The 25,729-nt window shown below is 64.5% G+C and carries 20 protein-coding genes and 1 pseudogene; 6 read left to right on the top strand and 15 right to left on the bottom strand.

From position 1 onward, the window contains the following. Nucleotides 1-1,167 carry an HPP family protein gene (locus ACWPW1_RS19280; protein WP_059316197.1) on the bottom strand — a complete coding sequence of 389 codons (1,167 nt, stop codon included), beginning with the start codon at nucleotides 1,165-1,167 and terminating at the stop codon, nucleotides 1-3. Between the two features lie 233 nt (nucleotides 1,168-1,400). Here ACWPW1_RS19280 and nhaA point away from each other — a divergent pair, with 233 nt between their 5' ends. Together nhaA and crcB are read left to right on the top strand one after the other, a co-directional pair. Continuing rightward, a complete protein-coding gene (gene nhaA / locus ACWPW1_RS19275; RefSeq protein WP_323149169.1) occupies nucleotides 1,401-2,570 on the top strand; it encodes a Na+/H+ antiporter NhaA in 1,170 nt (389 codons plus the stop codon). 12 nt (nucleotides 2,571-2,582) lie between these two features. Next, nucleotides 2,583-2,960, top strand: coding sequence for a fluoride efflux transporter CrcB (gene crcB, locus ACWPW1_RS19270; RefSeq protein ID WP_271653033.1), 378 nt, complete (start codon nucleotides 2,583-2,585; stop codon nucleotides 2,958-2,960). 18 nt (nucleotides 2,961-2,978) lie between these two features. On the opposite strand, the gene ACWPW1_RS19265 is transcribed toward crcB, so the two are convergent. Both ACWPW1_RS19265 and ACWPW1_RS19260 read right to left on the bottom strand, forming a co-directional pair. Continuing rightward, nucleotides 2,979-4,031, bottom strand: a complete 1,053-nt coding sequence (locus ACWPW1_RS19265) for an acyltransferase family protein (RefSeq protein WP_059316195.1) — start codon at nucleotides 4,029-4,031, stop codon at nucleotides 2,979-2,981. A 352-nt stretch (nucleotides 4,032-4,383) separates the two neighbouring features. Continuing rightward, nucleotides 4,384-4,893, bottom strand: coding sequence for a hypothetical protein (locus ACWPW1_RS19260; RefSeq protein WP_271653032.1), 510 nt, complete (start codon nucleotides 4,891-4,893; stop codon nucleotides 4,384-4,386). 232 nt (nucleotides 4,894-5,125) lie between these two features. Here ACWPW1_RS19260 and ACWPW1_RS19255 point away from each other — a divergent pair, with 232 nt between their 5' ends. Together ACWPW1_RS19255 and ACWPW1_RS19250 are read left to right on the top strand one after the other, a co-directional pair. After that, the gene (locus tag ACWPW1_RS19255) at nucleotides 5,126-6,562 is read left to right on the top strand and encodes a dihydrolipoyl dehydrogenase (protein WP_454253716.1); all 1,437 of its coding nucleotides are present in this window, start codon (nucleotides 5,126-5,128) and stop codon (nucleotides 6,560-6,562) included. A 16-nt stretch (nucleotides 6,563-6,578) separates the two neighbouring features. After that, on the top strand, nucleotides 6,579-7,199 hold the full coding sequence (locus tag ACWPW1_RS19250; protein ID WP_454253715.1) for a glutathione S-transferase family protein: 621 nt from the start codon (nucleotides 6,579-6,581) through the stop codon (nucleotides 7,197-7,199). Nucleotides 7,200-7,417: 218 nt separating this feature from the next. Here the strand turns inward: ACWPW1_RS19250 and ACWPW1_RS19245 are convergent, their stop codons facing one another. The 5 genes and pseudogenes from ACWPW1_RS19245 to ACWPW1_RS19225 form a co-directional block, all read right to left on the bottom strand. Next, the gene (locus ACWPW1_RS19245; RefSeq protein WP_420480524.1) at nucleotides 7,418-8,146 is read right to left on the bottom strand and encodes a methyl-accepting chemotaxis protein; all 729 of its coding nucleotides are present in this window, start codon (nucleotides 8,144-8,146) and stop codon (nucleotides 7,418-7,420) included. 126 nt (nucleotides 8,147-8,272) lie between these two features. After that, a pseudogene (locus ACWPW1_RS19240) lies at nucleotides 8,273-9,280 on the bottom strand (cache domain-containing protein); the annotation flags it as partial. A gap of 234 nt (nucleotides 9,281-9,514) precedes the next feature. Then, nucleotides 9,515-10,933 carry a sugar porter family MFS transporter gene (locus ACWPW1_RS19235; protein WP_454253714.1) on the bottom strand — a complete coding sequence of 473 codons (1,419 nt, stop codon included), beginning with the start codon at nucleotides 10,931-10,933 and terminating at the stop codon, nucleotides 9,515-9,517. Nucleotides 10,934-11,078: 145 nt separating this feature from the next. Further along, nucleotides 11,079-14,909 (bottom strand): ATP-binding protein, encoded by a 3,831-nt coding sequence (locus ACWPW1_RS19230; protein WP_454253713.1) that lies wholly within the window; start codon nucleotides 14,907-14,909, stop codon nucleotides 11,079-11,081. A 187-nt stretch (nucleotides 14,910-15,096) separates the two neighbouring features. Then, nucleotides 15,097-15,990, bottom strand: a complete 894-nt coding sequence (locus ACWPW1_RS19225; RefSeq protein WP_434775006.1) for a LysR substrate-binding domain-containing protein — start codon at nucleotides 15,988-15,990, stop codon at nucleotides 15,097-15,099. Between the two features lie 96 nt (nucleotides 15,991-16,086). Between ACWPW1_RS19225 and ACWPW1_RS19220 the strand changes: the two genes are divergently transcribed. After that, entirely contained in the window at nucleotides 16,087-17,256 is a 1,170-nt protein-coding gene (locus tag ACWPW1_RS19220) for an MFS transporter (protein ID WP_271653026.1), read from the top strand. A gap of 17 nt (nucleotides 17,257-17,273) precedes the next feature. On the opposite strand, the gene ACWPW1_RS19215 is transcribed toward ACWPW1_RS19220, so the two are convergent. Then, nucleotides 17,274-17,834: a carboxymuconolactone decarboxylase family protein gene (locus ACWPW1_RS19215; RefSeq protein ID WP_454253712.1), complete on the bottom strand. Its 561-nt coding sequence runs from the start codon at nucleotides 17,832-17,834 to the stop codon at nucleotides 17,274-17,276. Nucleotides 17,835-18,000: 166 nt separating this feature from the next. Here ACWPW1_RS19215 and ACWPW1_RS19210 point away from each other — a divergent pair, with 166 nt between their 5' ends. Further along, nucleotides 18,001-18,501 (top strand): GNAT family N-acetyltransferase, encoded by a 501-nt coding sequence (locus tag ACWPW1_RS19210; protein ID WP_059316186.1) that lies wholly within the window; start codon nucleotides 18,001-18,003, stop codon nucleotides 18,499-18,501. Nucleotides 18,502-18,565: 64 nt separating this feature from the next. Here the strand turns inward: ACWPW1_RS19210 and ACWPW1_RS19205 are convergent, their stop codons facing one another. The 6 genes from ACWPW1_RS19205 to ACWPW1_RS19180 form a co-directional block, all read right to left on the bottom strand. Continuing rightward, a complete protein-coding gene (locus ACWPW1_RS19205; RefSeq protein WP_454253711.1) occupies nucleotides 18,566-19,381 on the bottom strand; it encodes an SDR family oxidoreductase in 816 nt (271 codons plus the stop codon). Nucleotides 19,382-19,450: 69 nt separating this feature from the next. Then, nucleotides 19,451-19,933 (bottom strand): hypothetical protein, encoded by a 483-nt coding sequence (locus tag ACWPW1_RS19200; protein WP_271653023.1) that lies wholly within the window; start codon nucleotides 19,931-19,933, stop codon nucleotides 19,451-19,453. A gap of 127 nt (nucleotides 19,934-20,060) precedes the next feature. Continuing rightward, nucleotides 20,061-21,182, bottom strand: coding sequence for a hypothetical protein (locus ACWPW1_RS19195; protein WP_454253710.1), 1,122 nt, complete (start codon nucleotides 21,180-21,182; stop codon nucleotides 20,061-20,063). Nucleotides 21,183-21,491: 309 nt separating this feature from the next. Continuing rightward, the gene (locus ACWPW1_RS19190) at nucleotides 21,492-23,129 is read right to left on the bottom strand and encodes a restriction endonuclease (protein ID WP_454253709.1); all 1,638 of its coding nucleotides are present in this window, start codon (nucleotides 23,127-23,129) and stop codon (nucleotides 21,492-21,494) included. A 141-nt stretch (nucleotides 23,130-23,270) separates the two neighbouring features. Continuing rightward, the gene (locus ACWPW1_RS19185; protein ID WP_454253708.1) at nucleotides 23,271-24,011 is read right to left on the bottom strand and encodes a hypothetical protein; all 741 of its coding nucleotides are present in this window, start codon (nucleotides 24,009-24,011) and stop codon (nucleotides 23,271-23,273) included. A gap of 281 nt (nucleotides 24,012-24,292) precedes the next feature. Then, on the bottom strand, nucleotides 24,293-25,729 hold the full coding sequence (locus ACWPW1_RS19180) for an NAD(P)(+) transhydrogenase (Re/Si-specific) subunit beta (protein ID WP_434775000.1): 1,437 nt from the start codon (nucleotides 25,727-25,729) through the stop codon (nucleotides 24,293-24,295).

Genomic DNA, 25,729 nt, shown 5'->3' with positions numbered 1-25,729 from the left:
CTAGACGCGCACCGCCTGGTACAGCGCCCGGATCAGATCCGACTGGGTGATGATGCCCACCAGGCGGCGCGAGCCGTCGATGATGGGGATGTGGCGGTGGCCATTCTCGGAAAACACCGGCACCAGGTCGATCAGCAGGCGATCGGCGCTGGCCACCCGCACGGTGCGGGTCATGATGTGGCCGACGGTATGGTCGTCCTGGCGTGCCTTCGGCCGGACCAGGGTGCGCAGGCGCCAGCCGAGGCCTTCATGAACGTCCAGGTCGATCTGCCGCATGAAGTCGGCGACGGTGACGATACCCAGCAGGTAGCCCTGGCGATCGATCACGGGCAGCGCCTTGATGCGGCGGGCGCGCATCAGTGCCCAGGCTTCCTGCAGCGGCATCTCGGCGCGGGCCGTCACCGGCTCCTGGCTCATGACGTCGGCGCAGCGCAACTCGCCCATCTTGCGCTGGTAGGCCAGGGCTTCCACCTGTTCGAGCAGTTCGGCCAGGTCGTCGCGGCTGATGTCCAGCACCTGGTTGTAGCGCGCCAGCACGGCATCCAGGTCGGCCCGCTGCAGAAGGGTCTCGCCGCCTGGTTCGGCGGGGCGCGGCACATGGGGCCAGGGGCGGCGGGTCAGGTTGTTGTAGATCAAGCCGGCGGCGACCAGCAGCAGTGAATCCACCGCCACCGGACTCCAGGCATAGCTGAAATCCTGGGCGCCGATGAGCACCATCAGCAGTGCCGAGGCGCCGCCCGGGGGGTGCAGGCAGCGCAGGGTGAACATGGCGGCGATGGCCAGGGCGACCGCTGCGGCGGCGGCCAGGTTGGCTTCGGGAATCCACAGCGCGCAGGCGATGCCGATCAGCGCCGACAGGGTGTTGCCGCCCACCACCGACCAGGGTTGCGCCAGGGGGCTGGACGGCAGGGCGAACACCAGCACCGCACTGGCGCCCAGCGGGGCCACCAGCGCCAGCGCCAGGGCACCGTGCTGATGCACCGGCTGGCCCTCCAGCCACCAGGCCGCCAGCAGGGCGGCGAGCAGGATGCCGATCCCGGCACCCAGGCTGGCACGCAGCCGCTCGCGGGCGTCGATGGGCAAGGGGGCCGGCCAGAAGGCACGCAGGCCCTGGCCGAGGCGGGTAAGGGGGCTGGAGGAGGGGGGCGTGACGGGTTCCTGGGACATGCGAAAGGCAGCTGCTGGGCAGAACGGGGGAGTGATGGTCCTCCGTGCGCAAGTCACTGGCAAGACCGGAACAGATCGGGCGTGGCCCTGCGAGTGAGTGGGCGGGCTGGCATTTTCTGCTGCGACGGGCGGGGAGGCCGTAGTAACATCGAGGGCTGGGTGTCGCCGCAATAGCGCGGTAGGACAGGTTGAACAGAGCGCAGGTCGGGCCGCCGCGCGGAGTGCTGCTGCCCATGCCAACCCCGGTTTCCCCTGCCAAGGCCCTGGCCTATCTCAATCGCTTCGTCGCCGCCGAAGCGGCCAGTGGCGTGGTGCTGATGATCGCCGCGGCCATTGCCATCATCGTCGCCAACTCACCGCTGGCCGAAGGCTACTTCGCCAGCCTGCACTGGTACATCGGTGGTCTGTCGCTCGGTCACTGGATCAACGACGGCCTGATGGCCATCTTCTTTCTGCTGGTCGGCCTGGAGATCAAGCGCGAGATGGCGGTCGGCCAACTCTCCAGTTGGGGTGATCGCGCCCTGCCGGGCCTCGCGGCCCTGGGCGGCATGCTGGTGCCGGCGCTGCTCTATGTCCTGGTCAATCGCCACGATCCCCAGACCCTGTCGGGCTGGGCGATTCCCGCCGCTACCGACATCGCCTTCGCCCTCGGCGTGCTGTCGCTGCTGGGTTCGCGGGTCCCGGTATCGCTCAAGGTCTTCCTTTCGGCCCTGGCGATCCTCGACGACCTCGGCGCCGTGCTGATCATCGCCCTGTTCTATACCAGCGATCTCTCCACCAGCATGCTGCTGGCCGCGGCTGGGCTGGTGGCGGTGCTGTTCGTGCTCAACCGCCTCAAGGTCACCGCCTTGCTGCCCTATCTGCTGGTCGGGGCGCTGCTGTGGTTCTGCATGCTGCGCTCGGGCATCCATGCGACCCTGGCCGGGGTGATCCTGGCGCTGTTCATTCCCCTGGGCGATACCGAGGCCGACGACGCCTCGCCGCTGCTCAAGCTGGAGTCCGCGCTGCACCCCTGGGTGGCCTTCCTCATCGTGCCCGTGTTCGGTTTCGCCAATGCCGGGGTCTCCCTGGCCGGCATGTCGCCCGGCAATCTGCTGGACCCGGTCCCGCTGGGTGTCGCCCTGGGGCTGTTCCTCGGCAAGCAGGTCGGCATCTCGCTGATGGCGGTGCTGGCCATCCGCAGTGGCCTGGCGCGCCTGCCGGAGGGCGCCAACTGGATGCAGCTCTATGGCGTGGCCCTGCTTTGCGGGATTGGCTTTACCATGAGCCTGTTCATTGGCGCCCTGGCCTTTCCCGGCGCGCCCTTCCTGGTCGACGAGGTCAAGATCGGTGTGCTGCTGGGTTCGCTGCTGTCAGCCCTGGCCGGCGTCGCCGTGCTGCTCCTGGCTGCCCGTCGTCGTTAACAAGGACCTGTCATGCCCCTTGCGCTGTTTGCGGTGATGTTCGGAGGCGCCATAGGCAGCGCCTGCCGCTGGTGGATCGGCCTGCGCCTCAACGCGCTGTTCGCCCATATCCCTCTGGGCACCTTGCTGGTGAACCTGGTCGGCGGCTTCGTCATCGGTCTGGCGCTGGGGCTGTTCGCCCGCTATCCGGGGCTGGACGCGCACTGGAAACTGCTCCTGGTGACCGGCTTCTGCGGCGGTTTCACCACCTTCTCGACCTTTTCCGCCGAGGTGGTGACGCTTTTGCAGAGCGGTCGCCTGGGCTGGGCGGCACTGACCATCACCATCCATGTGCTGGGGTCGTTGCTGCTGACCCTGGCCGGTTTCGCCCTGGCCGGCCGACTCGGCTGAGTCGACCGGCCGCCGGCCTCAAGCCGGTGCCACGGGGGCGGTCGGAACCTTGCGCCGCGGCTTGAACTTGAGCGCGGGCGCCTCGATCAGGTGCCACGACAGTATCGCGATGCCCAGGGTGAGCACATAGCTCACCACCAGGAAGCCACCCAGCGAGAAGCGGTCGGGAAACCAGTGCATGAGCAGCTGCTGGACCGGGAAGTTGAACAGGTAGAGGCCGTAGGAATAGTCGCCGAAGCGGCCAAAACCATGCAGCACCGGCACCTGCACCTGGGCCAGGTAGATGATCACGTAGGACAGCGACACCAGGTGGATCACCGGCGCGATCTTCCAGACGATGGCCGATAGCGACAGCAGGCACAGCGCCAGGGCCAGATCCAGCCGCCAGGGGATGCGCGGCCCCGCCAGCTGCAGCAGGGCGCCGGCGAAAAAGAACATGCCCAGGCTGAACACCTTGTGCAGCACGAAGCTGGCGACGCCCATCTGCGGCAGCAGCAGGAAGTTGCCCAGCACCAGCACCACCAGGGTGGCCATGACCACCGAGCGGGTCAGCAGCCCCAGCACCCCGATGATCAGCAGCGACAGGTACATGAACACCTCGTAGGGCAGGGTCCAGTAGCTGCCGTTCACCGTGTCGGGATAGGGATTGCCGGTAAAGACGCCGGGCAGTTCGAAGCGCGTCATCAGGAAGATGTTCTTGAAGAAGCCCAGGGTCTGACGGTCGCTGAAATAGGCGCCGGTCTCGCGACTGGTGGCGAGCCAGCCCACCACCAGCACGGAGAAGAGTACCGAAACGATCAGGGCCGGAAAGATCCGCAGGGCGCGCTTGGCGAGAAAGTCCAGCGGATTGCGACTGCGCTGGAAGGACGCCGTGATCAAAAAGCCGCTGATCACGAAGAACACATAGACGGCGATGTTGGCCGCGTCGGTGAAGCCGGTGAAGTTGAGGATGGGTTCGGCGCCGATGTGCCCCGAGAGCCAGAAGCCGTGGCCGATCACCACGGTGGAGGCCGCGGCGAATCTCAGGAAATCGAAGTTGTTGCGTCCATGGGGGACGTGAGCGGTGGTCATGTCTGCTCCTCGCAGCCGTGGCCCATGCCGCGGCCACCACCCTGGACGAACGCCAGGCAGGCGGTGACGCGGACGGCATTGGCAGGAACGCCCGTCAGCGAGACGGACGCAGGCAAAGGCCGCTGCCGGATCTACCGGCAACGAAGGGGCGGCAGCCAGCGCGATCCACGGGATCGTCCGGCCGGCCAGCGAGGGCAGGAGCTATGGGGGGCTGAGCGGGGCGAAAGCGGGCGTCATGCGCCAGGACTCCGGAAAAGCACTACCGCGGGGACGAGCAGGGACGGGTGACGCGCGCAGGCGAAAGGGGACTGGGGCCTCCCGGCCGCCCCTTTCCCTGCGCACGTCACGCGCATCAGGCGCTGGCCTGCAGCGGCTGGTCTTGCAGGTCTTCCTGCGGATGTTCCTGGGCGAAATAGAGCGCGGCGCTCTGGCGGGCGTGGTCGCCGAATTCCTGGGGATGACGCATGACGATACGCTCGAAAGCACCAGGCTCCAGGCCGTCTTCATAGAAGCCGTTATGGCACTGCAGGATGCCCGAGGCGCAGACGCTGCGCTCGACGGCGGCGATCAGGCCACCGGCGCGGAGGCTCTTGACGATGTTGTGCGGCAGGCGGTGACGGCGACGCAGATTGGCGGCAGTCTCGCTCAGGGTATCGAGGATCTCGGTCTCGGCAGGCGTCAGCTTGCGCACATCCAGCTTGGACTTCTGCACCAGATAGCGACGGGAGAGCAGGCGGGCCTGGTCGTTGAGTGCCTTGAGCACCACGCCGCTGAGTTCACCACGGGTGAACAGGCCGGTTTCCAAAGCGATCAGGTAGGACCAATCGTTGATGAGCGGGATCTTGCTGATGTCACGTTCCATGTGAATGCCTGCGTCCATATAAGTTGGCTAATTGAGGATGAGACGCCTCAATGGTTCCAGTTCGCCAGTATAAGGTGACGAATGGCATGAAAATTGACGCTCCTGACAAGAATTGTCGGTTTTTTGTCGAAGTGGGTCACGAGTTGGAGATGCAACCTCAACGCTGCGCTTGGGGTCCCTAACTAGAGCCTGGCGTGAGTCGGGTTAACCCTTCGCAACGTCAGGTGATGTGATGAGTGACCCCGCACAGCGTTCGACTTCCCCGGATCTCCATTGCGACGTCGCCGTGATCGGTGCCGGGACCGCTGGCCTCGCCGCCGAACGCGCCGCCCGGCGCCAGGGTGCCCGCACCCTGCTGATCGACGACCACTGGGCCGGCACCACCTGTGCCTCGGTGGGTTGCATGCCGTCCAAGCTGCTGATCATCGCGGGGGAGGCCCACCATGCCGTCCAGCGCGCCGCGACCTTTGGCATCGAGGTAGGCGAGGTCCACGTCGATGGCGCCGCCGTCATGGCGCGGGTGCGCCGCGAACGCGATCACTTCGTTGCGGCGACCAAGCAGGGTTTCGGGAAATTACCCGAGGGTGTGGCTCAGCGCGCCACCGCCCGCTTCATCGCGCCAGATCGACTGCAACTGAGTAATGGTAAAACTATTCAGGCCAAAAGTATCATCATCGCCACGGGCTCCTATCCGCTGGTGCCCGCACCCTTCGACGCCTTGGGCGACCGCGCCCTGACCAACGAATCGATCTTCGAGCTGCCCGACCTGCCACGTTCGCTGGCGGTGATAGGCACCGGTCCTGTAGGTCTGGAACTGGCCCAGGCCATGGCCCGCCTGGGCGTGGCCGTCACCCTGTTCGGTCAGGACGATGGCCTGGGTGCGCTCCAGGACACCAAGGTCAAGGCCGAGCTGCGCAAGATCCTGGAGCAGGATCTGACCCTGTACCTGAATGTCGAGGTGGATGCCCGGCATGAAGGCGAGGGCGTCCGGCTGTCCTGGTCCGGCGCCACGAGCGGCGAGGGTGATTTCGATTACGTGCTGGTGGCCGCCGGACGACCGCCGCGGCTGAAGGGCCTGGGCCTGGAAACCACCGGCATCGAGCTGGACGACCATGGCACTCCGGTCTACGACCCCCAGACCCTGCAATGCGGCTCCTCGTCGATCTTCATCGCCGGCGATGCCGACCACGACCGCCCCATCCTCCATGAGGCGTCCGACGAGGGCGCCATCGCCGGCCACAACGCCGCCTGTTATCCGGAGGTTCGACCCACGCCGCGCTCGCCGCTGTTTTCCCTGATCTTCACCGATCCGCCGGTGGCCGTGCTGGGCAGCCCGCCAGACGCGGGCAGTCTGATTGGCACCTCTTCCTATCAGGATCAGGGCCGTGCCCGGGCCGAGGCGCGCAACCAGGGCGTCGCTCGTTTCTATGCCGAGCCGGGTACCGGCAAGCTCACTGGTGCGGCCATGGTCGGGCCGGGCATGGACCATATCGGCCACCTGCTGGTACTGGCGCTGATCCATGGCGAGACCGCCAGTTCGCTGCTCGACATGCCCTTCTACCATCCTACCCTCGAAGAAGGCCTGAAGTCCGGTCTGCGCGAGATCTGCCAGGGGGCCCACAGCAGCCTGCGCGGCGACCGTGACCAGGGCTCGCCTTCTGGCGCCTGACATCCCAGGAGATCCCATGATCAAGCTGCATCACCTCGATTATTCCCGTTCGCACCGCGTGCTCTGGCTGCTCGAAGAACTGGGCCTGCCCTATGAGCTGGTCCGCTATCCGCGTACCGAGGCTTTCCAGGCATCCGAGGCACTCAAGCGCGTTCACCCGCTGGGCAAGTCGCCGGTGCTGGAAGATGGCGAGCTGCAACTGTCCGAGTCCTCGGCGATCCTGCGTTATCTCAATCAGCGCTATGGCCAGGGGCGCTTCGCGCCGGAGCCAGGCACCGCCACCTGGGCCCATCACGAGGAATGGCTGGACTTCGTCGAAGCCTCGGCCTGGCCGCCGGTGCTGATCCTGATCTTTGGCAAACGGGGCGACGTCGGTGTGCTCGAACCTCGCGGCAAGCTGGAGCTGGACAGGGTGCTTGGCTATTTGAGCGACCACCTGCGCGGTAAGACCTATATCGTCGACGACCGCCTGACCCTGGCCGACATCCAGCTCTCCTACTTGGGCGCCATGGTCGCCATGGCCGGGGTGCTGGACGAGTATCCGGTGTTCAAGGCCTATTTCGAGGGCCTGCGCCAGCTGCCGGGCTGCCAACGCGCCGAAGCCAAGGGCGGCAAGATGCTGCCGGACAAGCAGTAGTTCGAGTGCAGGGTTCTGTTGGGCTTCGACGATAGAGCCGGCTCAGCCCAACCTACGGAGTGCACGGTCGTAGGTTGGCGCTGAGCGCAGCGAAGCCCAACGGGTGCTGGACACGGTGGCGGAAAAGGCTGCACTGCTTTCCACGCGTCACCACTCTCCCGCCCAACAAAAAGCCCCGCCGGGATTACCGGCGGGGCTTTCGCTATCTCAACCAGTCATCAGGCCTTGAAGCGTCTCACCAGTCCATCCAGCTCACCCGACAGCTGCGACAGGCGCGAGGAGTCGCGGGTGGTGGACTGGGCCAGGCCTTCCACCTGCTGGGCGTCGTCCTGTATCTGGGCGATGTGGCGGTTGATGTCCTCGGCCACCTGATGCTGCTCCTCGGCGGCCGCGGCGATCTGCAGGGCCTGGTCGCGGATCTCGTCCACCGACTGGCGGATGCCCTCGAAGCTGCCACGTGCCTCGCTGATGGACGTCACGCTGGTCTGCGACAGCTCCAGGCTGGTCTCGATCTGGCGGGTGACCTCCTGGGTCTTGCGCGCCAGGTTGCCGAGCAGGCCGTCGATCTCGCCGGTGGAATCAGCGGTGCGCTTGGCCAGGGCCCGGACCTCGTCGGCCACCACGGCGAAGCCGCGGCCTTGCTCACCGGCGCGGGCCGCTTCGATGGCGGCGTTGAGCGCCAACAGGTTGGTCTGCTCGGCGATACCGCGGATGGTGTCGAGAATGGTGTTGATGTTGTGGCTGTCCTGCTCCAGCACCGCCATGGCCTGAGCCGACTGGGTGAGGCTACCGCTGAGCTGGTTGACGTTGCTGGTAGCTTTTTCGATCTGGCCGTAGCCCTCTTGCACCCTGTGGTGGCCGGCATCGGCGGAGGCCGCGGCGTGGCTGCAGGAGCGCGCCACTTCGTTGGAAGTAGCCACCATCTCGTTGAAGGCGGTGGAGACCATTTCCACGGCTTCGCGTTGGCGGCCAGCCACATCGTTCATGCTGGCAGCGGCCTGGGTGGTCGCCTGCGAGGCCTGTTGCAGGTCATTGGAAGCCTGGCCGATGCGCTGCACCAGCTGGCGGATGCTGGCGAGGAACTGGTTGAACCAGCCGGCCAGGGTGGCGGTTTCATCTTTACCCTGGACGTTCAGGCTCTTGGTCAGATCGCCTTCGCCCTGGGCGATGGATTCGAGGCCCGCGGAGACGCCGCGGATCGGCCGCACGATCATGCCGGCGAAGGCCGCACCGAGTACGGCGAACAGGAGCGCCAGCACGGCGGTGATGCCGGCGATCTGCCAGGTCAGGGTGGTGGCCTTGCCCATCACCTCGTTGCGCTCGATCAGGCCGATGAATTTCCAGCCCAGCTCCTTGGCGGGGTAGACGTTGACCATGTAGTCGGTGCCATTGAGATTGACCTCGCCCAGGCCGTTCTGGATGCCGCTGAGCGTCTGGTAGGCGTTACCCAGTTCCTTGAGCTGCTTGAAGTTGTGCTTGGGATCGCGAGGGTCGACCAGTACGTTGCCGTTGTCTTCCACCAGCATCAGGTAGCCGCTCTGGCCGAGGGTGATGCTCTTGACCAGGTCGGTGAGCTGCTTCAGCGAGATGTCCAGGCCGACCACGCCACGCACCTTGCCGGTGGCGTCTTCCATGGTCCGGACGATGCCCATCAGGGCGACATCATCGGTCGCCCAATAATAGGCTGGGGTACGGACCACCTTGCCCTGATTGGCCATGGCCGCCTGGTACCAGGGGCGCACGCGCGGATCGTAGTTGGCCAGCTTGGCGTCGTCCGGCCAGCTGATGTAGCCGCCATCGGCCAGGCCAACCGACAGGTAGGCGGTGGTGGGGTGGGTCTTGGCGAAGCGGGTGAAATAGCTCAGCGCCTGCTGGCCGGTTTCGGTCTGGGGAATCTGAGCGGCATCCGCGCTGCTGTAGTTCTTCAGGCCTTCCAGAGCGATGACGTTCGGCTCCTTGGCCAGGTAGTCGACGTTCTGCTGGATGCCGGCAAAGAACTGCTGGATGTTGCGATCGATCTGACGGATTTCGCGCCCGCTGCCGTCGAGGAAATCCCCGGTAGCCTGGCTGCGAACGTTCATGATGACCACGCCTGCCACCAGGATCACCGGAAGGCAGGCGGTTACCGCGAAAAGCGACGTGAGTTTTTGTTTGATGTTCATCGAATGCCCCGGTCGCGCGCTGCGCGAAGAGTGACGGCAACATGCCTTCACTCTGCATCGGCCCGGATAAGTCCGACTTGATACGGAATGAAAAATTATTCCATTTGGTCCGCAGCAGGCCGGAAAATCGCCGATCGGTCAGCTAACGACCCGCTATAACTCTTTCTTCAGATGGCGTTCGATTTCTTCCAATGACTCGCCACGGGTTTCCGGTAGGCAGAAATAGACGAACAAAAGCGACCCCAGGTTGATCGCGGCGAAGCCATAGAAGGTGTAGTTGCCGATCCACTCCAGCGCGACCGGAAAACTGAAGGCCACGGTGGCGTTGCACAGCCACTGCACGGCCACGGCCACCCCGGTCAGCAGGCCACGGACCTGATTGGGAAACAGCTCGGACATCAGCAGCCAGTACACCGGGGCGATGCACATCTGCATGAACAGCAGGAACACCAGGATGCAGGCAAGCGCCAGGTAGCTCTGGGTGAGGTTCTGCGGCAGCCATAGCAACACGCTGCCCAGCGCCATTTGCGCCAGCACCACGATCACCAGGCCGGTCAGCAGCAGGGTGCGGCGGCCGGCGCGGCCGATGGCCCAGATGCCCAGCAGGGTGGCGATCACCGAGACCACGCCGTTGCCGATGGTGGCGGTGAGGGCCGCGCTGGTGCCCATGCCGGTGCTCTTGAGGATGATCGGGGTGTAGTACATGAAGGCGTTGACCCCGGTGAACTGGGCGACGAAGCCCAGGCCGATGCCCAGCAGCAGCAACTTGACCACCCAACCCTGACTCAGCAGCTCGCGCAGGGGCGGTCGATGTTTGGCCTGCTCCTCGCTCTCGCGCATCTCCTCGACCTCTCGCTTCACCTCCTCGGGGGTGTCGCGCAGGCGTTCCAGCACCGCTTCGGCTTCTTCGAGTCGCCCCTTGGCCGCCAGCCAGCGCGGGGAGGTGGGCAGCAGGAAGGTGCCGGCGAACAGCAGGATGCCCGGCACCATGGCGATGGCCAGCATGTAGCGCCAGATACCGTTCTCGTGCACCAGCCAGGCGAGCAGGGCGCTGAGCACATAGGCCAGCAGCTGGCCGCTGACGATCATCAGCTCGTTGCGGCTCACCAGGCGGCCACGGCGCTTGGGTCCGGCGATCTCGGCGATGAACACCGGCACCGTGGCCGAGCCACCGCCCACGGCCAGGCCGAGCACGAAGCGCGCGGCCACCATCAGCTCCACCGAGGGTGCTACCGCGGTGCCCAGGGCGCCCAGGACGAAGAGGATCGACAGCAGGCGCAGGGTGGTGCGCCGGCCATAGCGATCGGCGAGATAGCCCGCCGCCAGGGAGCCGAAGGCCGCGCCGACGATCAGGGAGGCAGTGACCAGGCCCTCGGTGTAGGCGTTGAGCCCCAGGCCACCCTGGTCGGCGGGCAGGGTCATGAAGGGCAGGGCGCCGGCGATGATGCCGGTGTCGTAACCGAAGGCCAGGGCGCCCATGGTGGCGACCAGCACGGTGATGAAGATCAGTCGCCGGGCTGAGGCCTTCTGGTCAGGGTCGGCGGCGGGAGCGGTGGAGCGGAAGGAAGACATAGCGAACGCGGGTATCCTGAAAACCTGAGGGGTAGGCGAGGTCGCACCGCCCCCGCGCCGCTGGCGACGGAGGGCGGTCGGTCCGACCTGGCTGGATAGGACAGGCGTCAGCTCCAGGATTTCCCGCCAGGGGCGCAAACCGTGGTCAGGGGCGCTCGCGACGGTCCTGCAACAGGCCTTGGATACGCTCGCTGAGCACCTCGATGGCGAAGGGCTTCTGCAGCAGCTGCATGCCCTGGCCGAGGAAGCGCTGCACGTCCATGGCCTCTTCGGCGTAGCCAGTCACCAGCAGCACGGCGATACCGGGGCGCTGGCGACGGATCTCTTCCACCAGCTCGCGACCGGTCAGGCCCGGCAGCCCCACGTCGGACACCACCAGGTCCAGTTGCGGCTCGCGCTCCAGCAGCGCCAGGGCGGTGGGGGCGTCTTCGGCCTCCAGGGCGGTATAGCCCAGGTCGCGGAGTACCTCGACGATCAGCAGGCGCACCCCGGGTTCGTCTTCCACCACCAGTACCCGCTCGCCGCGACCTGGTTGCAGCGCCACTTCCTCCGGAACCCCTTCGCTGGCGATGCCCTGGTGGCGCGGGAACAGCAGGCTGACCCGGGTGCCACGGCCTTCCTCGCTGTGGATGTCGATGTAGCCACCGCTCTGCTTGATGAAGCCATAGACCATCGACAGACCCAGCCCCGTGCCCTTGCCCTGCGGCTTGGTGGTGAAGAAGGGCTCGAAGACCTTTTCCAGCACGGCGGCCGGGATGCCGCTGCCGGTATCGCTCACGGCCAGCTCGACATAGTCGCCGCTCAGTTGCTCGGGCAGCATCAGCAGCTGCGGATCGCGCAGGTTGCGGGTACCGATCACCAGCTGGCCGCCCTGGGCCATGGCATCCCGGGCATTGATGCAGAGGTTGAGCAGGGCATTTTCCAGCTGGTTGGCATCGCTGCAGGTGGGCCAGGTGGCCGCGTCGAGCCGCAGGTGCAGCCGGATGTTCTCGTTGAGGGTGCGCTGGATCAGGGTCTCCATGCCGGTGACCAGCCGATTCACGTCCAGGGGTTGCAGATCCAGGGCCTGGCGCCGGCCAAAGCTGAGCAGGCGCTGGGTGAGGGCGGCGGCCCGCTGCGCCGAGGCGATGGCGATGCCAATGTAGCGCTCGGCACGCGGCTGTTCGCCGTTCAGATGGCGCTGCAGCAATTCCAGCGAGCCGGTGATGGCCGTGAGCAGATTGTTGAAGTCATGGGCGATGCCGCCGGTGAGCTGGCCGATGGCTTCCATCTTCTGGCTCTGACGCAGGGCGTCCCGCGCCTGCTCCAACTCCAGCGCCCGTTCGCGCTCCACGGTGACGTCACGGGCCACGCAGTAGAGCAGCCCGCCCTCGGGCACGGCGGTCCAGGACAGGTGGCGATGGGTGCCGCCGCGGGTGCGAAAGCGATTCTCGAAGTTGAAGGTGGCGGCGCCGGCGGCCAGTTGGGCGATCTCCTGGCGGGTGCGCTGCCGGTCTTCGGGATGCTCCAGCCATTCCGAGGTCTTGCCAACGATCTCGTCCACCGTCCAGCCCAGGGTGCGGGTCCAGGCCGGGTTGACGCTGACCCAGATCCCCCGGCTGTCGGCGATGCCGATGAGATCGTGGCTGTAGGCCCAGAGCTGGTCGCGCTCGCGGGTGCGTTCGCGGACGCGGATCTCCAGCACCTCGTTGGCCTGCCGCAGGGCATCGGCGGTCTCGCGCCTGAGTCGCGCCAGGCGCATGGCGCCTTCCACCCGGGCGATGAGCTCCCGAGCGCTGAAGGGCTTGACCAGATAGTCGTCGGCACCGGCGGCGATGCCCTCGATGGAGGCCTCTTCGCCCGCTCGCGCCGACAGCAGGATGATGGGCACCTGGCCGGTGCGCTCGTCGCTGCGCAGGGCGCGCAGCACGCCGAAGCCATCCAGCACCGGCATCATCACGTCGGAGAGCACCAGCGCGGGCAATTGCCGCTGCACCGCCTCGACCGCGGCGCGGCCATCGGCCACGGCGTCCACCTGGTAGCCGGACTCCTGCAGCAGCCGCTCGACATAGCCGCGCATGTCGGCATTGTCGTCGGCCAGGACGATGCGCTCGCCGCGCCCCTGGCCACCACCGGCATGCTCGTCGAGCCCCGTGGGGGTAGGGGTGGCCGGCTCGTCCGGCAGCCAGCGCAGGGCCTCGGCGACAAAGGTGTCGGCGCGGGTGGCGGTGGACACCTGGTTCGTGGCGCCCACTCGGTTGGCCTCGGGCAGATGGGCATGGCCAAAGGGCAGCAGCACCTCGAAGGTGGTACCCAGGCCGATCTGGCTGGTGACCCGCACCTCGCCGCCGTGCAGCTCGGTGAGGTCCTTGACCAGCGCCAGGCCGATGCCGGTGCCCTCGTGGGTCCGGCCGATCTGACCCTCGATGCGGTGAAAGCGGTCGAATACCTTGCCCAGTTCGCTCTGCGGGATGCCCACCCCCGTGTCTCTCACTGCCAGCACGACATGCGCGTCCTGGCGGTGCAGGCTGACCCGCACCTCACCTTCCAGGGTGTACTTGAAGGCGTTGGAGACCAGGTTCAGGACGATCTTTTCCCAGAGGTCGCGATCCACCCACACCGGCTCGTCCAGGCGAGCGCAGTCGAGGGTGAAGGTCAGGCCGGCGCGGGCCATGGCCGAACGAAAGCTGCTGGCCAGCTCCGCGGTATAGATCGCCAGGTCCAGGGGCGCGAAGCTCGCGCGCATCCGGCCCGCTTCCATGCGCGAGAAATCCAGCAGCGAATTGACCAGCCGCAGCAGGCGCTGGCCGTTGCGCTGGATGAGTTCCAGCTCCTGGCGACTCACCGCAGGCTCGCCGTCGGCGCGGTCCGGCCGCGCCAGCATGTCTTCCAGGGGACCGAGCATCAGCGTCAGCGGCGTGCGGAATTCATGGCTGGCGTTGGAAAAAAAGGCCGTCTTGGCCCGGTCCAGCTCGGCCAACTGCTCGGCACGGCGGCGTTCTTCCTCGTAGCGCCGGGCATTGGCGATGGCGGTGCTGAGGTGCCCGGCAGCGCGGACGAACAGGCTTTGGTAGTCGGCATCCACTCGCCGCCGCGGGCTGATGCCCGAGACCAGATAGCCATAGGGTTCCTCGCCCAGCGGTCCGGGAATCGGCACCACCAGCGCCTCTTCCAGGGGCTCCGGCCAAGGGGTCCCGGCGAGCCGGCCGCCATGGCGCTCGTTGAGACCGGTCACCAGGGTCGGCGCGCTGCGCGCCGTGGTGAAGGCCCAGGGCAGGCCGGCGGCCTCCGGGGTGACTTCCAATGGGGCAAGGACATCGTCCGGCGCCAGGCCGGCCAGGGCCACGCGCTGCAAGGTGCCGGTCGCGGCGTCGCGCAGATAGGCCAGGCAGAAGGGTGATTCCTCCGGCACCTCGTGCAGGCAGCGCACCCCTTCGCGGCAGGCGTCTTCGGCGACGCGCGTCGCCGAAGTGGCCTCGGAGACATTGCGCAGCAGGCGCTCACGGCGTTCCGTGAGCACCCGGTGCGTGGTTTCGGTCACCGCGGTGAAGATGCCCTCCACCTCGCCGGTATCGCCGCGTACCGGGCTGTAGCTGTAGTAGAAGTAGCACTCCTCCACGTAGCCGAATCTGTTCAGCGGCAGCAGCTGGTCCTCGGACCAGGTGGCCTCGCCGGTCGTCATCACGTGGTCGAACATGGGGCCGATGATGTCCCAGATCTCCGCCCACACCTCCCAGCCGGCACGCCCCAGCGCCCAGGGATGCTTGCGCCCCGGCACCGTGCTCCAGGCATCGTTGTAGATCAGGGCGCGGGTCTCGCCCCAATAGAGCACGATGGGGAAACGCGAGCCGAGGCAGATGCTGACCGCCGAACGCAGGGCGGTCGACCAGGTTTCCAGGGGGCCGAAGGGCGTCTGGGACCAGTCCTTCTGGCGCATCAGCGCGGCCATTTCACCGGGGACGTCGAGAAAGGCCAGCTGCGAGGGAAGGTTGGACAAGAGGGCTCCTGCGGGACAAGGAAAGAGGGGCCTGGGACGTACCGCCGTCAGCAGCGACAGCGACAGGCAGGAGGGCCGCGACCTAAGCATGTTGATTGCTCAGACTATTACAAGCGGACCGGCTTGGCGAATGACGCGGGCGGCAGAGCGCCGGCCCGTACCGCGGTGACGGCGGTCGGATGACGCGTCAGCGGCCCAGGCGTTCCACCAGGAAATCCACGAATACCCGCACCCGCGCCGGCATGGTGGTGCCTCCGACGAAAACGGCGTGGATCGGCTCCAGATCGCCCGGATTCCAGGCCTCCAGCAGCGGCACCAGGGCACCGCTGCGCAGGTCGTCGGCCACGCTGAATTCACCGATGCGGGCGATACCGGCGCCTTCGCGGGCCAGCAGTGCCAGGGCCTCGCCGCTGTTGCATTCGATGTTGCCGGCGATCTTCAGGGTGAATTCGCGACCATCGCGCACGAAAGGCCAGTCCGGCGCGGCGCGGCGAAAGTTGAATCTCAGGCAGTTGTGGCCGAGCAGGTCTTCCGGCACCAGGGGCGTGCCGTGGCGGGCGAGGTAGGCGGGCGAAGCTACCACCACCTGGCCGGTGACGCCGATGGGCCGGGCGGTGAGAGGGCTGTCGGCGAGCTGGCCGAAGCGGATCGCCACATCGGCCTGGCCGGCGAGGATGTCCACCACCTCGTCACCCAGCGCCAGGTCCACCAGGATGTCGGGATAGCGGGCGCTGAAGGCCGCCACCAACGGCACGATGGTCATGCGGCCATGGCCGAGGGCGGCGCTGACCCGCAGCCGTCCCTGGGGCACGCCCTGGTCGGCGATGGCCTCTTCCACCTCGGCCAGATCCGCGAGGATGCGCCGCGCGGCGCGCAGATAGGCCTCGCCCTCGGCGGTGAGGGTGATGGCCCGGGTGGTGCGCAGCAGGAGCCGCGTACCCAGGCGCTGCTCGGTGCGGGCGATGGAGCGACTCACCGCCGAAGGCGTCAGGCGCAGGGTTCTGGCCGCTGCCGAGAGGCTGCCAGCCTCGACCACCTGCGCGAACACCGCCATCTCTCCCGAGCGACCTGCCAGATCCACTTGTGCCTCCAGGGCAAAGGTGCATGCCAAAACCGCCGTCTACCGGCTCATCGAGCAGGAGCTTAGCATTCACGGCATAGATAAGGAGCCTTTCCCATGCGTATCAATCCCCCTCTGCTGGCCCTGGCCACGGGTGCCTTCGGCATCGGTGTCACCGAGTTCGCCCCCATGGGCATGCTGCCCGGCATCGCCGCCGACCTCGGCGTCTCCATCCCGGCGGCGGGTCTGTTGGTCAGCGCCTATGCCCTGGGCGTGCTGATCGGCGCACCGCTGATGACCCTGACCACCGGCCGCATTCCGCGTCGCCAGCTGCTGATCGGCCTGATGGCCATCTTTACCCTGGGCAACCTGATGTCGGCCCTGGCCACCGACTACACCAGCCTGCTGATCGCCCGGGTGGTGACCTCGCTCAACCATGGCGCCTTCTTTGGCGTCGGCGCCCTGGTGGCGGCCAGCGTGGTCGCTCCGGATCGGCGCGCCGGGGCGGTCGCCGCCATGTTCATGGGCCTGACCCTGGCCACCATCGGCGGGGTGCCCCTGGCTACCTGGTTCGGTGAACTGCTCGGCTGGCGCCAGGCCTTCTGGGGCATCGCCGGACTCGGCCTGCTGACCATGGCCGCGCTCTGGTTCGCCCTGCCCAACGTGGCCCTGCCACCCAGCGACGGCGTGCTGGCCGAGATCCGCGTGCTGGGCCGCCCGCCGGTGTTGGCCGCTCTGGGCCTGACCGTGGTCGGCTCGGGCGCCATGTTCACCGTCTTCACCTATATCGCGCCCATCCTCGCCAGCGAAACCCATGGCTCCACGGCCTTCATCACCGCCATGCTGGTGCTGTTCGGCGTCGGCCTGACCCTGGGCAATCTCTGGGGCGGCAAGGCCGCGGACAAATCCATCGACCGCACCCTGATCGCCTCCCTGAGCCTGCTGATCCTGGTGCTGCTGGCCTTTACCGTGCTGATGCGCTGGCCGCTGCCGGCCGCCGTGGCCATCCTGCTCTGGGGCATCGCCAGCTTCGCCCTGGTCCCGCCGCTGCAGATGCGGGTGATGGACGCCGCCAAGGACGCCCCCAACCTGGCCTCGGCGGTCAACATCGGTGCCTTCAACCTGGGCAATGCCCTGGGCGCGGCCCTGGGTGGCGCGGTCATCAGCGCCGGTCTGGGCTATCCGGCGATTTCCCTGGCCGGCGCCGGCATGGCCGCCCTGGGGCTGCTGATGGTGCTGGCCCTGGCCTGGCGCGGTCGGGCGACCGGTACAGCAGTGGCAGGGTAGCCACGAGCAGGTCGGCCTTACTCGGCGAAGGGGAGGGGCGCGTTGCCGCCCCGGTCCACTGCGAAGGCGTTGAGGGTCATGGCGATCAGGCTGTAATAGCCATAGACACCCATCAGCTCGACCATCCCGGCTTCGCCGAACAGCGCCACGCCCTGCTGGTAGAGGTCATCGGGGATGCGCCGGGTGTCGTAGAGCGCCACCCCGATGGCATGGACGCAGGCGTCCTCGGGCGTCTCGAAGGACGGCACGGCGCCTTGCCGGAGTGCCTCTATCACCTGATCCGCCAGCCCCGCCTGACGGGCGATGGGCTCATGGATCTGCCATTCCGCCTGGGCGCGCCACCAGGCGGCGGTCGTCAGGATCGCCAGTTCGGTAAGCCGCAGTTCCAGCCGGGTGCCGTAGCGGCAGAAGGCCCCTAGCCGCTGGGCATGGTTGGCCAGCGCCGGACTGTGGATCCAGGCCAGGAAGGGCCCATCGAGATTGCCCCGCCGGCCGCTCTGGATCTCGGCTAGCACGCGTTGCTGTTCTCCGGTCATGGCCTGTTCGGACAGGGGCGTCAGGCGCGATGAGAGAGGCATGATGGTCATCCTCGATACAGGTAGGGGCTCATCCAATACCACCGCACGTCGCTAAGGCAAGTCTCCGTATCGCGCTCAAGCAACCTAGTTAGACGTCGCAATCAGGCTGGCGGCATCTCCTTGGCTCTGGTCACAATCGGGCCTGACGTTACCAAGGAGCCAGCCGATGACGCAGAGCTATACCACCTTCTACCTGGAGATGACCGCGCCGACCGAATTGCGCGAGAAGCCGCCACGGCCTGACCTGCAGATCGTCGAGTGCGAGGTGCCGCAACCCGAACTCAATCGCTTTCTCTATGCCCTAGTCGGCCAGGCCTGGGACTGGAGCGATCTCGATAGCTGGAGCGACGCCCAGTGGCGCGAGCTGGTGGAGCAGGAAGGCCACCGCACCTGGGTCGCCTATCACCGCGGCGCCATCGCCGGTTACTACGAGCTGTACCGCCCGGATGGCCGCAACGCCGAGATCCGCTACTTCGGCCTGGCCGGCGCCTTCATGGGGCTCGGTTTCGGTGGGCCGCTGCTCAGCCATGCCCTCCGTTCTGCCTGGGATTGGCCTGGTACCGAGCGCGTCTGGGTGCATACCTGCACCCTGGATCACCCAGCCGCCCTGGCCAACTACCAGGCGCGTGGGCTGCGGATCTACCGGCAGGAAGACACGGCGCTCTGAGGCGCCGGTGTAGCCGCTCGCCGGCCGAACGCCAGAGCGCAGTCTTCCATCGCCTACTCAACGACTAGGGCGCTTCCGCTGTCGCGGGCGTCACCGCCGAACCGGCCAGCAGGCCGCCGTCCAGATTCAGCTCGCTGCCGGTCATGTAGCCGGCGTCGTCGGAGGCCAGTAGCAGTGCCACGGCGGCGACTTCCTCGGGCCGGCCGAAGCGCCGCAGCGGCGTATCCCGCACCAGCGCAGCCATGCGTGCCTCGCGGTCCGGGCCGTCGCCCAGCATGGGCTCCCACATCGGCGTAAGGATGGCGGCGGGGTGGATGGAATTGCAGCGGATCGCGAGGCCTTGCTCCGCGCAATAGAGGGCCACCGTCTTGCTGTGGTTGCGCACGGCGGCCTTGGACGAGGCATAGGCCGCCGCGCCGGGGATGCCCACCAGCCCGGAGCGCGACGAGATATTGATGATGGACCCGGTCCCAACCGGGCGCATGGCACGGATGCCGTATTTGCAGCCGAGAAAGACGCCATCGAGGTTGGTGCGATGCACCGCGTGCCAGTCTTCGAGCCTGGCGTTTTCGGGATCGTGGGCCACCACCCCCTGCTCGAAGCCGGTGATCCCGGCGTTGTTCACCAGCACGTCCAGCCCACCGCGCTCCGCGAGGATCTGCCGTGTGACCTGCTGCCAGTCGGCCTCCAGGCGCACGTCCAGGGGTAGGTAGCAGGCACCGTCCCCCAGCTCGGCGGCGACGGCGCGGCCAAGGTCATCGTTCAGGTCGGTGACATAGACGAAGGCGCCTGCCGCCACGAAGGCCCGGGCGATGGCGGCGCCTATGCCCTGGGCCGCGCCGGTGACCAGCGCGGTCTTGCCGCTGAGTTTGGCTGCCATGCGAGTACGCCCTCCAGATCTTGAATAGCCTCCGAGAGTAGCCCAGGCCGTCCAGTCAGGGGGCCAGCATCACGCCCGGGCGCTGACACCACCGGTGCTGTCGCCAGCTTTCTTCAGGGCTTCGGTATAGGCGGCGTAGGCAGTCGTCAACGCCTCGCTGGCGGCGGCCACATTGGCCTGGGCGGCTTCGCGCGCGGCCTGGCTGGCCTCGTCAGCCTTGCCCTCGCCCTTGCTCTGAGCCTCTACCGCGCGCAACTGCTTCTGCGCCAGCTCCAGTTGCCGCTTGGCCATGTCGATGGCCTTCTGCAGGGTATCCAGGGTCTTGTTACCGGTGCTGCCTTTCTCGCTGGCAGGGGCGGCGTCGGCTTCGGCCTGGTCCTTGATCTGGTTCAGTGGGTTGGGCTTGCCGATGCCCTTGGGCTTCTTGGCTTGCTCGGCCTGGGCGGCCGCCTGGTCTTCGGCGGTGGGCTTGGCAGTCGCGCCACCCAGCCTGAGCGTGGGCGCGCGCAAGATGCCGTGGCCAATGCCATTCACCGACAGCGTGCTGGACATCGCGGACTCCTTGAAAGGTACATCTCAAGGATAACGGCCGCGTGGGGCAAAGATTGAGAGCGGGCGGGGCAGAGGGAACCCACATACGTTGCCAGCGCGCACGGTGCCCGGCCCCGCTGATCTCAGGTTACTGGGTAATGACGGCGTGGTTGGAGAAGCCGCTCTGAGTGATGTTGATGGCATTGCCCGCCGTGTTCTGGGTCAGATTGGCGGTGTGCTGGTAGCCACTCTGGCTGGCGGTGATGCTGGAGGCATTGCCCTGCACGAAGGCCGTCACCCCGAGGTCGTTGCCTTGCTGATCGACCTTCAGCTGGCCGTCGTTACCGAGGTAATAGGCGGTGATGCCATTGCCGTCGCCATTGGACACCAGATCCAGCTGGTTGCCCTCGCCGGAGACGGTGGCGGAGGCGCCATTGCCGTTACCGCTCTGCGCCAGGGTCAGCTGGCTGCCCACGCCATAGACATTCACGTCTGCACGGTTGAGATCGCCGCGCTGGGCGATATCGACGTTGCTGGGCCGCGAATAGGCGCTGGAATGCCGGACCCGGGCATCGTTGCCGTTACCCTGTTGCACCACGGTGGAATCGGTTCGCTCGCCGGCCTGCTTGAGGCCGATGTAGTTGTCGTTGCCGCGCTGTTCGATGAGGGTTGTCGAGTCGTTGCCGTTCTGGCTCACCCAGGCGCTATTGCGTAGCCCGAAGCTGACCACCTGCAGGTCCAGCGCATCGCCGCTCTGGCGCAACTCAAGGTTACCGTTCAGGCCGTCCTGCCGCGCGGTCAGGGTGTTGCCACCTGCCCGGTCGCTGGTCTGGTCGATGTCGATGCGGTGAAAGCCACCATCCTGCTGCACATAGGTGTCCAGCCGCAGACCGCTCTGCCGCACCACCGTCTCGTTACCACTGCCCGGCCCCTGATCGACCTGCACGCGCCCGTAGCCCGCATTGAGCTGCTCGATATCCACCCGCCGCTGCGAACCCAAGGTCTGGTTGACCTCGGCATAGCTCCTGGCACTGTCCTGCACCACCCGCACGCTGTCATCAGCATCGTCCTGCTGGGTGACCTGGGTAGTGAGAAAGATGCCGCTCTGCTGGATATCGGCCTTGTTACGCGCCGACAGCTCGCTGCCCTGATTCAGATTCACCCTGTTGAAGCCGCCGTCTTGCTGCACCGTTGCCGTATTAGATTCGGCCCAGGCGGCACCGGTATTGGCCAAAAGCAACGCGATCATGAGGGAGCGGGAGGTTGGCATAGGGACGGTCCTTGTGGGGGGTACTGTGGCTGGGGCCTAGTATTTAATGAGGAGTAGTCGGAGTCATTGAGCTTTTTAAGAAAATAATCCAATTATTAGTGCAAGCTTTGCAATCGACCAATGGATTGATACGCAATATTTAGATAGAGCTTGTGTGATTTAAACTTGAGATTCCTTTTGGTAAAGGTGATGGTTTTTATCTGTAGTATTATGTTGAGATTTCTTTAAGTTAGGCAGCGGCTATTCAGTAGGCGGTTTTATTATGTGGCAAGTTAGGATTGTATTTTGATGATTTTTTTGTGCATTTTCCTAGTCTTCAGGCATTAATATTCGTGCTTCAACTCCGATTTCTTGAAGGAGGAAAAGCAATCCGCCACCCTCGATCAGCTCTATCGGTTTGTCTTTCGAGAATTCAAATGCGTCGGGTCCATAGCCGCTAGTGGTTACTAGGATTCCTTTGTTTGCACCTTCATTCATCATCGTTCCGTAAAGATCTCGAACTGCCGAAACTCCCACGGTATGTCTATAGCGTTTTGCCTGAATTACTACTTTTCCCCCTAGAATTGGTCGGGGATCGTAAGCAATACAGTCAACGCCTCCGTCTCGCGAGGATCTTGTAAGCTTAGACTCTAGTCCCATTTTCGAGAATAGATTTGCTACAAGAGTTTCAAATTCGTATGGGTTAAGGTCCATTAGGTTGGTGGCAGAGCTCAGCTGTGAAGTAAGGTCCTGTTGGTCAACAAATCGTTTGTCTATCATATGAAATTCAATAATAGGCCTAACGGCTTGAGCTTCGCTTGGAGATCTAGAAACATGGGCGCCTAAATTTTTAAGGCACACAGCTCGATCTACCCGCGCTAAGTCTATCTCTGTGAAAGTTTTGCGCGACGTTCGGACGGAAACAAGATGCGGTTGTATCTCCCGGCCGGTTGCAGGATCAATTGTATTCACATATCCGCTAAAACAGCAGGTCTCAAGAAACTCGCCTTGGTCAGCCTCGAATATTTCGTGTAAGCATCTTAGTGCTATGCTCGCCACAACATCCGAATATAATGCTTTTATTTCTCCAGGCTTGCGTAGCTTCTCAACGATCTCGTCTCTAGTTTTGACATAGCGATACTCGGCTACGCTGGGGATTATTTCTACCGTAGGTAGTTCATACTCAATTACCAGTTGTTTTGAGTCAGGTTGATAGGCCAGAGAAAAGTTTTGTGGAAAACCTTCTGGATAGACAGATTTTTCAAGAACCATGCTGCAATAAGCTACAATGGACTCCGGGTCGCCCTCATAATAAGAGTAACGAAACGCATCGACTTCAGAGTCGCGAAGTGCTTTCTTTTCCAAAAAAGCTGATACTCCTGCTTCATGGTCCTCGCGAGCTTTCCTTAATAAATCTAAACGTTGCGTGTTTTGAGTGTTGATTTGCTGCTCGCTAGCAATAAATTGCTCGTTGGCGAGTCTTAGTTTTTCCGAGTGTTTGGCCTTATAGCCTGGCATTAAAAAGGCATGCCAAGGTAAAGAGGGTACTTTTGACGTAAATGACTCTAGGGAAGGACCTTTTATGGCAGTTGTTAAAGACTTTGGTGGGGCGAATTGTGGTGGGTTTTCTAAGACTCTAAGCGAGTCAAAGGTAACCGTGTCATCAACCATTAATGTAGCGGATAAAATATTCTCAAGTTCGCTTAAGAATAGTGCGGTGCTACCATTTTTGTCGCGTGCTTCTTGTGTTTGAAATTCTAAATAGTTTTGCTTTGCAAATCGTTCGGACTCGCGGCTGTAGCGAGCTTGCTCGCGTTCTTTTATAGCCCTATCTCTTCTTTGTTCACGTTGCGTACGGTCGGCCTCCTGCTGTAAGGCGCGTTGTTCAGAGGCTTGAAGTCGTTGCTGTTTGGCTGTTTCACGCGCTATGGCTCGAATCACTTTCTCAAAGCCGCTTCTCTTTGCCATATGCCCTCTTTTTATTAGGAAATCGTAAAAAATATATAAGATAATTTTCAGTATAGACGCTCTCTGCCAAAGCGTTGGGCAGGAGGAATGGATCTGTGCGGACTAGAATTGGCGGATCGATAGTGTCTTGCTAAAAATGGATTATCCCATCGGTCCAAACTCTTCAGCCGCTGAGCAATACCTCTCGCGAGTCAGCTCTTGCCCCTTGGCCTTACCCAATGCTGCGCATTGCCCCTTGAACCACTGTTTTGCCCCTTTCCTACACTCCCGATACTCAATTGATCCCTTACGGTGATTCCCGCAAACACTGCCGTAATCAATCCGACTGTCTTGTACCTCCCAAGTAGCCAAATACGAACCGCTGCCATCCCACTTGCGAACCCAATGGCTTTCGCTGAAAGAAGGTGAGGAAGAGGTATACACGGGAGCTAGCTCTTGCCCCGCCTTGTACTGGGCGAGATAGGCTGCTGACACCATTCCCTGCGGAGCCGAAGCCGGCTCTTGCGCACGAGGCACGGCGCCATAGCGGCAACGCAATACCTCTTCATCCACCACGTTGCCCTGCTTGAGGCAGGCATCTAGAGGTTGAGGCGCGGCTATGGCTTGGTGAGGTGCAGGTAAAGAAGGAGGGAGGGGAGATGCAGGCGTTTTGCTTTCCGCAACTTCAAAAGGCGGTTCAGCCACAGGCGCAGGATGCAGCCAACGCTCTACCCAAGGCCAGTTCAGCCAGAGCAGGGCGACAGGCACCAGTAGCCAGACGAATAGCAGAGGAGAGCGCTGCGCCTTGCGGCGGCGACGGTAGCCGGGAACGGCGTCGAGTTCGGCGATGAGCGCGGCGCGATAGTCTTGCGCGGTCTTGCCGTGACGGTCTTTGGGCGGCATAGCGGCGTCCTGGCCGGGGCCGAGACGAGGGATCGTGACGGCTGCTTCCTTGTGATGGATTTCACAGTAGGAGGCACGGTAGGAGGCGTCAAGGCTGGCAAAAGGCCGGAATTGCTAAGACTTTTGCAGTGAAGTCTGACGATTTTTGCAGCGAGTGCAGCCGAAACCGAGGGTTGGCAAGGCTTCGCTTGGGGTGAAAGTGTTTGGAAGGGGTAGGCGCTGCGGATTTCATCGCCGACGAACTACCCCCACGACCGCCCAAACGGTCGCGAGGGCAGGGCTTAATCCACCGCCTTGACCATCTCCTCGATGACCTTCTTGGCATCGCCAAAGACCATCAGGGTCTTGTCCAGGTAGAAGAGTTCGTTGTCCAGGCCCGCGTAGCCGCTGGCCATGGATCTCTTGTTGACGATGATCGTCTTGGCCTTGAAGGCTTCGAGGATGGGCATGCCGGCGATGGGTGACTTGGGGTCGTTCTTGGCGGCCGGGTTGACCACGTCGTTGGCGCCGAGCACCAGCACCACGTCGGCCTGGCCGAATTCGGAGTTGATGTCGTCCATCTCGAACACCTGGTCGTAGGGCACCTCGGCCTCGGCCAGCAGCACGTTCATATGGCCGGGCATGCGGCCAGCCACCGGGTGGATGGCGTATTTCACCGTCACGCCGTTATGGACCAGCTTCTCGGTCAGCTCCTTGAGGGCGTGCTGGGCGCGGGCCACGGCCAGGCCGTAGCCGGGGACGATGATGACGCTGTCGGCGTTGCCCAGCAGGAAGGCGGCGTCGTCCGCCGAGCCGGATTTGACCGGGCGCTGCTCCTGGCTACCGCCACTGGCCGCGGCTTCCGTCGCCCCGCCGAAGCCGCCGAGGATGACGTTGAAGAAGGAGCGGTTCATCGCCTTGCACATGATGTAGGAGAGGATGGCGCCGCTCGATCCCACCAGTGAGCCGGCGATGATCAGCATGGAGTTGTTGAGCGAGAAGCCGATACCGGCGGCGGCCCAGCCGGAGTAGCTGTTGAGCATGGAGACCACCACCGGCATGTCGGCGCCGCCGATGGGGATGATGATCAGCACGCCGATGACGAAGGCCAGGGCCACCAGCACGGCGAAGGCGCCGAGGTTGCCACTGAAGGTGAACATCAGGCCCAGGGCGAGGATGGCCACGCCAATGGCCAGGTTGAGGATGTGCTGGCCGGCGAACTGCACCGGGGCGCCCTGGAACAGGCGGAACTTGTATTTGCCCGAGAGCTTGCCGAAGGCGATCACCGAACCGGAGAAGGTGATGGCGCCGATGGCCGCGCCGAGGAACAGCTCCAGGCGGTTGCCGCTGGGAATCGGCTGGCCAAAGGTGGCGACGATGCCCAGGGACTGCGGCTCGACCACCGCGGCGATGGCGATGAACACCGCGGCCAGGCCGATCATGCTGTGCATGAAGGCGACCAGCTCGGGCATCTTGGTCATTTCCACGCGCTTGGCCATGTAGGCACCGGCGCTGCCGCCGACCAGCAGGCCGACGATGACATAGCCGATGCCCTGCACCGCCAGCTCGCTGCCGAGCTTGTGGATCAACGCCAGGGTGGTGAGCACGGCGAGGGTCATGCCAGCCATGCCGAAGGCGTTGCCGCGGCGCGAGGTGGTGGGGTGGGAAAGGCCCTTGAGTGCCTGGATGAAGCACACCGAGGCGACAAGGTAGAGCAGGGTGATGAGGTTCATGCTCAT

It is taken from the genome of Pseudomonas sp. Marseille-Q7302 (genome assembly GCF_965111925.1).
Note: the sequence above shows the minus strand (reverse complement) of the source record. Positions and strands in the feature narration are given on the sequence as shown.

Coding starts and splice junctions, on each gene's coding strand:
- ACWPW1_RS19280 (WP_059316197.1), bottom strand. CDS start 1,167: ATGTCCCAGGAACCCGTCACGCCCCCCTCCTCCAGCCCCCTTACCCGC.
- nhaA (WP_323149169.1), top strand. CDS start 1,401: ATGCCAACCCCGGTTTCCCCTGCCAAGGCCCTGGCCTATCTCAATCGC.
- crcB (WP_271653033.1), top strand. CDS start 2,583: ATGCCCCTTGCGCTGTTTGCGGTGATGTTCGGAGGCGCCATAGGCAGC.
- ACWPW1_RS19265 (WP_059316195.1), bottom strand. CDS start 4,031: ATGACCACCGCTCACGTCCCCCATGGACGCAACAACTTCGATTTCCTG.
- ACWPW1_RS19260 (WP_271653032.1), bottom strand. CDS start 4,893: ATGGAACGTGACATCAGCAAGATCCCGCTCATCAACGATTGGTCCTAC.
- ACWPW1_RS19255 (WP_454253716.1), top strand. CDS start 5,126: ATGAGTGACCCCGCACAGCGTTCGACTTCCCCGGATCTCCATTGCGAC.
- ACWPW1_RS19250 (WP_454253715.1), top strand. CDS start 6,579: ATGATCAAGCTGCATCACCTCGATTATTCCCGTTCGCACCGCGTGCTC.
- ACWPW1_RS19245 (WP_420480524.1), bottom strand. CDS start 8,146: ATGGTCTCCACCGCCTTCAACGAGATGGTGGCTACTTCCAACGAAGTG.
- ACWPW1_RS19235 (WP_454253714.1), bottom strand. CDS start 10,933: ATGTCTTCCTTCCGCTCCACCGCTCCCGCCGCCGACCCTGACCAGAAG.
- ACWPW1_RS19220 (WP_271653026.1), top strand. CDS start 16,087: ATGCGTATCAATCCCCCTCTGCTGGCCCTGGCCACGGGTGCCTTCGGC.
- ACWPW1_RS19215 (WP_454253712.1), bottom strand. CDS start 17,834: ATGCCTCTCTCATCGCGCCTGACGCCCCTGTCCGAACAGGCCATGACC.
- ACWPW1_RS19210 (WP_059316186.1), top strand. CDS start 18,001: ATGACGCAGAGCTATACCACCTTCTACCTGGAGATGACCGCGCCGACC.
- ACWPW1_RS19205 (WP_454253711.1), bottom strand. CDS start 19,381: ATGGCAGCCAAACTCAGCGGCAAGACCGCGCTGGTCACCGGCGCGGCC.
- ACWPW1_RS19200 (WP_271653023.1), bottom strand. CDS start 19,933: ATGTCCAGCACGCTGTCGGTGAATGGCATTGGCCACGGCATCTTGCGC.
- ACWPW1_RS19195 (WP_454253710.1), bottom strand. CDS start 21,182: ATGCCAACCTCCCGCTCCCTCATGATCGCGTTGCTTTTGGCCAATACC.
- ACWPW1_RS19190 (WP_454253709.1), bottom strand. CDS start 23,129: ATGGCAAAGAGAAGCGGCTTTGAGAAAGTGATTCGAGCCATAGCGCGT.
- ACWPW1_RS19185 (WP_454253708.1), bottom strand. CDS start 24,011: ATGCCGCCCAAAGACCGTCACGGCAAGACCGCGCAAGACTATCGCGCC.
- ACWPW1_RS19180 (WP_434775000.1), bottom strand. CDS start 25,729: ATGAGCATGAACCTCATCACCCTGCTCTACCTTGTCGCCTCGGTGTGC.